6 protein-coding genes are annotated in these 9,334 nt (G+C 52.3%); 1 reads left to right on the top strand and 5 read right to left on the bottom strand.

The window, feature by feature from the left end:
- Positions 1–346, top strand: a 346-nt coding sequence (locus ABWO75_RS12600) for a hypothetical protein (RefSeq protein WP_353186061.1), incomplete at its 5' end; no start/stop codon positions are given.
- On the opposite strand, the gene ABWO75_RS12595 is transcribed toward ABWO75_RS12600, so the two are convergent.
- The 5 genes from ABWO75_RS12595 to ABWO75_RS12575 all read right to left on the bottom strand — a co-directional run.
- A complete protein-coding gene (locus ABWO75_RS12595) occupies positions 296–1,606 on the bottom strand; it encodes an AGE family epimerase/isomerase (RefSeq protein WP_353186059.1) in 1,311 nt (436 codons plus the stop codon). The two genes, ABWO75_RS12600 and ABWO75_RS12595, sit on opposite strands and share 51 nt — an antisense overlap.
- A 46-nt stretch (positions 1,607–1,652) precedes the next feature.
- A complete protein-coding gene (locus tag ABWO75_RS12590) occupies positions 1,653–2,996 on the bottom strand; it encodes an AGE family epimerase/isomerase (protein WP_353186057.1) in 1,344 nt (447 codons plus the stop codon).
- A gap of 32 nt (positions 2,997–3,028) precedes the next feature.
- Positions 3,029–4,603 carry a SusD/RagB family nutrient-binding outer membrane lipoprotein gene (locus ABWO75_RS12585; protein WP_353186055.1) on the bottom strand — a complete coding sequence of 525 codons (1,575 nt, stop codon included), beginning with the start codon at positions 4,601–4,603 and terminating at the stop codon, positions 3,029–3,031.
- 11 nt (positions 4,604–4,614) lie between these two features.
- Positions 4,615–8,028: a SusC/RagA family TonB-linked outer membrane protein gene (locus tag ABWO75_RS12580; RefSeq protein ID WP_353186053.1), complete on the bottom strand. Its 3,414-nt coding sequence runs from the start codon at positions 8,026–8,028 to the stop codon at positions 4,615–4,617.
- Positions 8,029–8,159: 131 nt separating this feature from the next.
- Positions 8,160–9,334: FecR family protein (locus ABWO75_RS12575; RefSeq protein ID WP_353186051.1), on the bottom strand; the 1,175-nt coding region annotated here is incomplete at its 5' end.

Here is a 9,334-nt window from a genome sequence, read left to right as displayed (position 1 = left end):
AACTTACATTAAGTATCAAACAGTTAGTGAATTATTTTTTTCTTTCGGAAGGACAGGGGTGAAAAACCGGATTCATCGGGATCGGTTTGACCTGCGTTCGGGATCGTTTCGGGAATTCCCCGGGACTTCTTCGAGATTCCTTCGGCTGGGCTTCGGGGTTGTCCGAAGCCCAGCCGAAGGAATCTCGAACAGCAGTCGAAGCGGCCCCGAAGCGCAGTCGAAGAAGCCTCGAAGCAGTCTCGAAGACGTGTCGAAGCGCTCCCGAACACTTCCCGAAGCGGGATCGAGGGAATGGTTACGCTGTGCCGCCCTGCGTGTCCTGCTTTTGGATCATGCGTTCAAGTGACTGTAACCCAAACATCAGCTGGCGGGGTTCGTGGTAATTTTCCATGCTTTTGGTCCGGAGCACGGCTGCCTTGCGGTCGGCATACGAAGGCCAGAACTTATAACCGTCCTGGATAATTTTTTCTTCCACGTAATTCAGCGTCCGCATATAGGTTTCCCAGGCCCATGGATCGCCCGAGCGTTCCACGAGCATCAGCGTGCCGTTGAGCACTTCCATGGATGTCCAGAGCTGCTTATCGAGTATCCAGGTATATGCGGCCACATTTTTTACGGTGTGGAAGTATCCACCGTACACCCGGTCTTCGGCAATTTCAACATGGCGCTTAAACGCGGCACTCGCGCGCTCAAACAGCGCGTCGTCCTTTCGGCGCTCAGCCTCGCGCATAACAAACATCAAGGTTTCAAATCCGTGGCCAATGACCGAAAACTGGTCGTACCCATTTACAGGTGTCGACAGGTCGTGGTTGATCACCTCGTTCGTCAGCCCATGTTCCCGATTGATGTGGTGATCCATAATGGCGTTCACGCTGCGGTTGGCCAGCTCCTCCAGGTCGGCATCCGCACCGTGCTTTAACATTTGCGTGGATAAACTCAGAAAAATCATCCAGTGCCCGAGTATCCGCGGTGCTTCTATGGGCGGCAGTCCTGCCGATCCGACCACGTAGCTGTAATCCGGGCGGTCATAACGGTCCACACAACTAAAGATCAGCTGCTTGGCCAGCTCGCGGTATTGCGGCTCGCCGGCAGCTATCGCATATTCGGCCAGTCCCTCGGCAACAAAAAGATTCCCGTAGATATCGCCAGGGCCGTCCAGGGGTTTGCCTTCCCGGCTGTATGTCTTTACCCAGAAAGCATCGCCCTCCGGCCGGAGGGATAGCAGCAGGTCCTTCGTCTTCCCGGCAATTTCAAGGTATTTCGGATTCTTTTCAAAATTATTGTACAGGTAGGCGTAAACCCAAAGCCCCCTCCCGTCGAACCATGAACGCTTATCGGTGCCCAGCAGTTCGCCCGTAGCGCAATCCACCTGAAGCAAAAAACCGCCGTATTCGTGGTCAACCACATAGCTATCCATATTAGGCAGGAACTGGTCGAAGAGCGCGGTGCGGTATTGATCGCGTAATCGGTTGAGGTCGGCCAGTGTATAGGGACTCCCCTGACCGGATGCGGCGGCTGCACCCGGGATAGCTACGCGGGTTAACAGCGGTGCGCTTAGCCCGAGTAAGAGGTTGTTTTTGATGAATGTTCTTCTGTTGTTACTCATAGCGAAAAAAAGCATACCATCCGAAACGGATGGTATGCGGTTAAAATTAAGCAAATAGGTTCGAAATATTCCCTTTTCTTTCGATCATCCGGTCGACCGACAGCAGCGCCAGCATCAGTTGGCGCGCATGGTGATAGTGTTCCATCAAACCGGTATTGGGGTCTTCCATTTTCCGGTCGCCGCCTGAATTCCAGAACTTGTTGCCCGGTTGATAAAATTTCGCATACATGTACTGATACGTTTCCGCGAAGGTCCGCAGCGCCCATTCGTCGCCGGTGTGCTCAATTAAAAAGAGGCTGCCATTCAGGACTTCCTGCTGGTTCCATAGCGATTTGCGAACATCCCAGACATAATTATCGATGTGCTGGATCGAATGAAAATAACCGCCGTAAACCGAATCCCTGGCCACATCTACATGCTTTTTAAAGGCCTGCTGTGCCCGGTTAAAGAGCGCGGAATCTTTCTTCCTCGCTGCCTCAAACATGACGAACGCCAGCGTTTCCAATCCGTGTCCGATGACGGAGAATTGGTTATACGCATTGTCCGGTAAACTGAAATCGTGGTTTATCACTTCGTTGGTAAGCCCGTACGCCGGGTTTAAGTGATGTTCCATGATTGCGCTCACGGACCGTGCGGCCAGCTGCTCCAGCTCCTCGTCCGGCTCATACTTCAGCATCTGGGTCGATAGGCTCAGGAAAATCATCCAATGGCCCAAAACGCGTGGACCGTTGATTTCCGGCGCATCCTTAAGGTAAGACATGTGGTATTGGTAATCCGGCTGATCGTAGCGGTCGACACAGCTGAGGATAATCTGTTTAGCCATCGCCCGGTGCTGGGGCTCGCCGGAGGCCTTTGCATACTCGGCCAGTCCTTCGGCGACGAATAAGCTGCCGTAAATGTCGCCCGGACCGGTAAGCGGCTCACCCTCCCTGGAGAACCGCTGCGGCCAGAAGCTGTTATCTGTTGGCTGCAGCTTCAAGAGGATATCCTTTGACTTCGCCGCAATCTCCAGGTACCGGGCATCCTGCCGCAGGTTGTTGTATAAAAAGGAGTATACCCACAGTCCCCGCCCGACAAACCAGGCCGTTTTCTCCATATTGGTGAGCGCCCCGGTGCGGACATCCAGTGAACACATTACCCCGCCGAACTCATGGTCTATTGCGTATTGATCCATACTGGGCAGAAAATGGTCGAACAATTCCGTATGTAGCTTATCCCGCAGTTCCTGAAGCGACCATCCGCCAATGCTGGAAATCACATTGTCTCCTGCCGACCCGGAACCTGTCCCGGCGTTGGTGCACGATTGACCGACAGCCCCCAGGGCCAGCGTACCCAGTCCGGCCATGGCATTCCCCTTGATAAAATGGCGTCTCGATATGATATTTTTCATCTTTTTTGTTTTTAAATGTATAATGACGGCGGTTATTTTTTATCCCACCACAATTTGGTTACCCCGTTATCGGCCCCGCCCAGCAGGGTAATGGCCTCTTCAACGGCCTCCCGGTTGGTATCGAATTCCGAACTCACATAAGGTAACCGGCGCGGGATATCGCTCACCGTGAAATCCGGATTGTCACTCATCAGCCGGTCGAGCAATACCGGATAGCCGGTCCGGCGCCTTTCGGCCCAGGCTTCCTCGCTGTCGGGGTAAAGTGCGATCCACTTTTGCGTAATAATCTGCTCCAGCTGGCGCTCTTTGCCGGCGCTCGCATCGTAAGCAATGGGGACCGTTGAAGCGGGCGCGGTTACGGCATCCGGCTTGACGGGTACCCGCGTACTGGTCAGGTAATCGTTACCCAGCAGGTCGGTTCCCGCATGGCCGTATTCCGCGAGCGACATCAGGACGCCCTGATTGTATAACGCCTCCGGGGTTCCGCCCATGTTCCACCCCTCCAGGGCACCTTCCGCCCGTAAAAAATACGCCTCAGCCGCGCGGAGCAATTGCCAGTTGGGGCCCTTGCTGCCCACTAATAAATAGGGTGCGGCCATATTGGAAGCCTTCGCGTTAAATCCCTGTCCCTGCTTATCCGATTTGGACTGCCCGTTCCGGATGCCCTCGTAATTGAATACCACGCCGGCAGGGTCATCCGCTGCGTCGGGCTGTGCGGCCTCCGAATAATAATCGGCTACCCGGGGGTCCAGGTATCCCTTTAACACGCTTTCCATATCGGCGCTCATCCGGAAGTCGCTCCACTGGGTAATGGTGTTGTACGGGTTGGGCCAGTCGATGGAGCTGGTTACATAGCCATTGTCTGCATTATCGGTAATTACGCCGTCGGCAACAGCCTGTTCCGCATGTGTTTTGGCCAGTTCAGGTTCCACATACTTTATCCGCATGGCGAGCCGGAGCCGGAGCGTGCTGGCCAGTTTCAGCCATTGGTCTACCTTGCCCCCATAGATCACATCCTGACTGCCCAGGAACGAGGTTTGCCCTGCATTGGCCTTAAATACTTCAATGGCTCCTTCCAGCGTGCTTAAAAAGTCGTGATAAATCACGTCCTGCGAGTCATAGCGTACCGTCTTTTCCCCGTTTCCAAAATTCGAATACGGAATAGGCCCCCAGAAATCCGTGATTTTATGGTACGTGTATACCCGCCAGACTTTCATCATCGCCGCTTCAACCTGGTAATTATTCGCTACCGCGAAATCTTCGACGTACTTGATCTGAGGTGCGGCATTCCGGTAAAATCCAGTGAAAAACTCGTTCAGCCAGGCACCGTTTAAAACAAAGCTGTCAGAGAAAAAATCCGGGTGGGTATGTGCCTGGTAATTGGCATAAAGATCGGTGAAGGCAGCATGCCCCCTTAGAAAGGGCATCACATCGCCATAAAATACCGCTCCATAAAATGCCTTTTTCACGACGAGCCCGTAGGACGACTGGTCTAACCCATTGACGGTTACACTTTTGGGATTTGTATTGATTTCGTCAAATTTTTCCGTACAGCCCATGCCAAAAGACAGCATGGATACGGCTAATAAGTATCGTATCGTTTTCATTGTTACAGGGTTTAAAATCCGAAATTAAGGGATACGCCAAACGACCGGGTAGTTGGCAACGACAAGGCTTCCCTTCCCTCTGAATTGTTTGAGATATCCGTCATGATTTCAGGGTCCACGTATTTTGCCTTGTTCGATATAAAAAAGAGGTTTCTGCCAACGACCGAAAGCCGGGCCGACTTAACGAATGTTTTCCCGAGCAGGCGCTGCGGCAGGGTATAGCCGAAGATCAGCTCGCGCAGCCGGATATTCGACGCGTCGCGCACGAAGGCTTCCCCCGAAGGGGCACCGACGCCACCCAGGTGATTCCATAAGTCCTCCGAAGACACCTGTATGGTATTGGGATCACCGGATTCGGTGACCGCGGTTTCTTCGTCAAATATGTTTTCACCGAATACCAGCGAACCGTCCCGGCCCTGTGCGGTATAATCCAATACGCCGATACCGGATTCAATTGCCTCGGTAAATGAAATCAGCGATCCGCCCTGCCGGATGTCAACCAGGGCACTCAGGGTGAAATCTTTGTACCTGAAGGTATTGCTGATACCTGACAGCCAGTCCGGATTATAATTGGCTACCAACACGTCTTTTCCCGTTGTGATTTTGGGCAGCCCGTTGGCGTCCACAATAACCCTTCCCTGTTCGTCACGCACGTATCCCCTTGAATAGACCGCGCCAAACGGCTCGCCTTTGATCAGCTTATATGTTCTGATGTAATCATCCGCCTGGTTTAAGACATCAAATCCTTCCGCAATTTCGAGGATTTTGCTCCTGTTTCTGGAAAAGTTGACATTGATGTCCCATGAAAAGGCATCCCGTGATATGACTGTTCCTCCCAACGCCATCTCCACACCGCTGTTCTGCACATCGGCACCGTTTTGAAACACACTGGCCACCCCCGAACCGACAGGAACCGGAGAGGCAAATAACTGGTCAAACGTATTGGTCTTATAATAGGTAACATCAAACCGCAGCCGGTTATTTAACATAGTCGCCTCCAAACCGATTTCGGTTGAGCGGGTCGACTCGGGTTTCAGATCCGCATTGGGCAATGTTGGGTTAAGCGAAACAGTACCCTTGTTGATGGTGGCCAGTCTGGCCAGCATATAAGGATCGGTATCGTTGCCCACCTCGGCATATGAGCCCCTCAGCTTGAGGTAATCAATCGCATCCGGGAGGGTTGCCAATTCACTGATAACCGCGGTTAAACCCACAGACGGATAAAAATACGACCGGTTATCGGCCGGAAGCGTGGAACTCCAGTCGTTCCTGCCGGTAAGGTTCAGGAACAGCGCATTTTTGTAGGAGAGTTCCCCGAAGGCGTACACCGACTGAACTTCTTTATGCCGGTAATAGGTGTCGATGGGCCGCGGGTCCTGCGTGTTCCCCAGCGCGTACAGGTTTTCTATCTGGAAGTTGACTCCGGAGGCGCCGAGGGCATCGGATTTAAACACCCGGTGGTTTGCCCCAACGTTCAGATCCAGGGTAAAATCCGTGGACAATGCCTTATGGTAGTTCAGCAAGGCATCGGTATTCCATTCGTATGCGTTGGAATTATTACGCGCATACGAGCCCCGGTTCGCCGTTACGTAGGTGTCGTTTGCCAGCTTGGTTTCGGCTGCCGCATTCGTACGGTCAATGGCCGAACGGCCTAAAATGGATAAATCATCCGTCAGCTGATAGTGCAGGCTTAACATGCCCAGTAAGCGCTCCTCCAGCTTAGGGTTCAGCACGTTGTGCTGCGTCCAGTAAGGGTTTCCGGCACCGTTGAAGCCGGGACTGTAAAAATGCTGTCGCGTTTGTCCGGCGCTGTTCACAAACTGATAGTGCTGGATATCCTGCGTACGTATATTCCGCGGGATCTGGTACAAATACCGCATCGGGTTATTAAAGCTTTCCCCGGTAAACAGCACATTGTCGAACTGTTGCCGGATGTAATTAACGCGGGAATCCAGTTTTAACCGGTCGCTTAACGATGCCGTTGTCCGGATACTGAGGTTATGACTCTGCAGGTCATTGCCATCCACAATTCCCGTGGCATCGGTATGGGTATAGCTGAGAAACGTATTGGACTTTTCGGAGTTGATATTAACCGACAGGTTGGTTGCGAAGCTCCGGCCCGTCTGAAAAAAATCTTTAATGTTGTCCGGCTGCGCAGTGTAGGGATAGGTCTCGCTGCCGTTCAGCTGATTGGCAATATAGCCGGGGTCATTTGACCAGTGCTTTACCTGGCTTCCATCAAACCTGGGGCCCCAGGAAGTAACCGCGTTTTCCGAATAGATACCGTTGGCTCCCTGGCCGTATTCGTTCTGGAATTTCATTAAGATAATGGGCGTATTCGCCATAAAGTTGAAGCCCAGGTTGGTGCTCACTCCTTCTGGCGCGCCCTTTCCGGACTTGGTGGTAACGATGATTGCCCCGTTGTTTGCACGGCTGCCATAAAGCGCGGCCGCATTGGCTCCTTTCAGTACGGAGATAGACTCGATGTCATCCGGACTCAGGTTGGCGATATCCCCGTTTAATGTAATACCGTCAACGACATATAGCGGCTGGCTGCTGCCGCTGATCGACCGGTTACCCCGCAATAAGACCTTGGAGGACGCACCGACGCCGGCACCGGAGCTGGTAATGGTCAGGCCGGCAATTTTACCGCTGAGTCCGTCAACCAGGTTTGGTGTCCGGGCCTGGCTCAGTTTTTCCGCATCGGCACTTTGCGTAGCATAACTCAGTGATTTTTTTTCACGCGATATTCCCAGCGCTGTTACAACGACTTCGCCCAGCTCACTGACCGACTCCTGCAGTACTACATTTAATGGGGTACCGGCAGTACCTTCCTGCTCAACCGACGAATACCCCAGTAAAGAGAAAGTAAGTGCCGCACGCCGCTGCGGCACTTCAACCCGGTAATTGCCCGCGGCATCCGTTGTTGTCGCCACCTGGGTGTCCTTAACTCGCACGGTAACTCCTTCCAGCGGATTTCCTCCCGCACCGGCAACGCGGCCGCTAATGACAAGCTCCTGCAATGGCGCCCGCTTTTCCGCTGCTTTGGCAGGACGGTTGATTAACGTAATGATGATATTCTTATCGACAATCTTATAGCTTAGTCCCTGTCCCGTAAGGCTTTTGGTCAGCGCTTCATCCAGTGTGACGTTGCGCACGTCAATCGTAATGGGCTGTGCCCTGCGGATCATGCCCACATCATAGAAAACGTGGTAACCGCTCTGCTTTTTAATGTCTGTTAACACATCCTCCAGTGAGGCGTGCTTTTTCCGAAGGCTAATATCCTGCGCATACATGTAAGAATATGCACTTACTTGTAAAGCACTGACCAATAGGAGTACGCAGGATAATTTCATGGCAAGGCTATACTTGGAAATCGCATGTATGATATGGTGATAACCTTGTATAATAAATTTTTTATACATTTGAATTGGGTTTATAAAAATTGGTTTCCAAATCCGTTTTTTTAATCCTAATGGCTTCATTGTCATTTAATCAGGGGCGTTGCGACCGCTCCTGATTCTTTTTTTGACAACAAAGCCAGCTGTTGCAGTCGCTAAGTCATCACAATCACCCTCCTTCCTTCAATTTTGAACTTCACTGTTCCCGTCAGTTCAATCGTTTTTAGTAATTTTTCAAAACTTTCAAACCTTGAAATGGTTCCTCCAAAGCGCTTGTGCTTTACCGCCTCTTCTTCATACTCCACGTCTACGTCATACCACCGTGCGATAGTATTCATTACTTCAACCATATCGCTGTTATGAAAAGCAAAATTGCCGTTCTTCCATGCGACCGCATTCGCCGGGTCGACCGGGACTACCGAAATAAGGCGACTTCCATGTTTAACGGTAGCCTGCTGATTCGGAGCCAGCACATTAGCAACCGTTGTATTGCTGCCTGATTTTTCCGGGATGGAAACACGGACCTTCCCTTCAAGAAGCGTGGTTTTGGTGGTGCTCTCCCCGGGATAGGCCTTGATGTTAAAATGGGTTCCCAAAACCTCAACTGCCTGGTCAACTGTCTTTACAATAAAGGGGAGCCGGCGACCGCCCCTGATAAAACCACTGACTTCGAAGTAGGCTTCTCCCGTGAGTTCCACCCGGCGCTCATCGCCCGTAAAACGGACCGGATAACGCAGCGACGACATCGCATTAAGCCATACCCTGGTGCCGTCTGGCAACGCCAGTTGATATTCTCCGCCTTTGGGTGTATTTACGGTATTGTACATGGCTTCCGTATTATCCGCCGCCGTGCTGATCGGCTCATAGAAAAGCTGCCCGTCTTCCGTTTTCACAATCCGGAAACCGGCCTGTTCTGCGAGCGCGCCATCCCCAACTTCACCCAAGCTGATCGTGCGGCCATCGGCTAAGGTGAGCAGCGCTTTTTGACCACCCGGATGAATTGCCTGCTCCACGTGTGCATGCGCGGCCTTTTTCACCGACAGAGCGTCAGTTCCGAACTCAACGTATGGGTACAGCAGAAAAACCGCGCAAATCGAGGCGGCGATGCCGGCCACCGAATACCAGTAGCGTTTAACCCGTAGCTTTTTCCGTGTGGCTTCCTGCTGATACCGATCGGCCAGGATCCGCGGATCGTTCAGTATCTTTTGGAAAATATGGTCGCTGCGGATCGGCAGGGGCTGGTCAACGTCCAGTTCCGTCCAAAGGTCATCTACCGCCTGGTATAAATCCGTTTCATCCCCTTGTTTTGCAACGTAGGATTTCAGCTCCT

The sequence above is a fragment of the Parapedobacter lycopersici genome, from assembly GCF_040395035.1.
GTDB lineage: Bacteria > Bacteroidota > Bacteroidia > Sphingobacteriales > Sphingobacteriaceae > Parapedobacter > Parapedobacter lycopersici_A.
The sequence above is the reverse complement of the archived record's forward strand: the minus strand, read 5'-3'. Positions and strand labels throughout refer to the sequence as shown.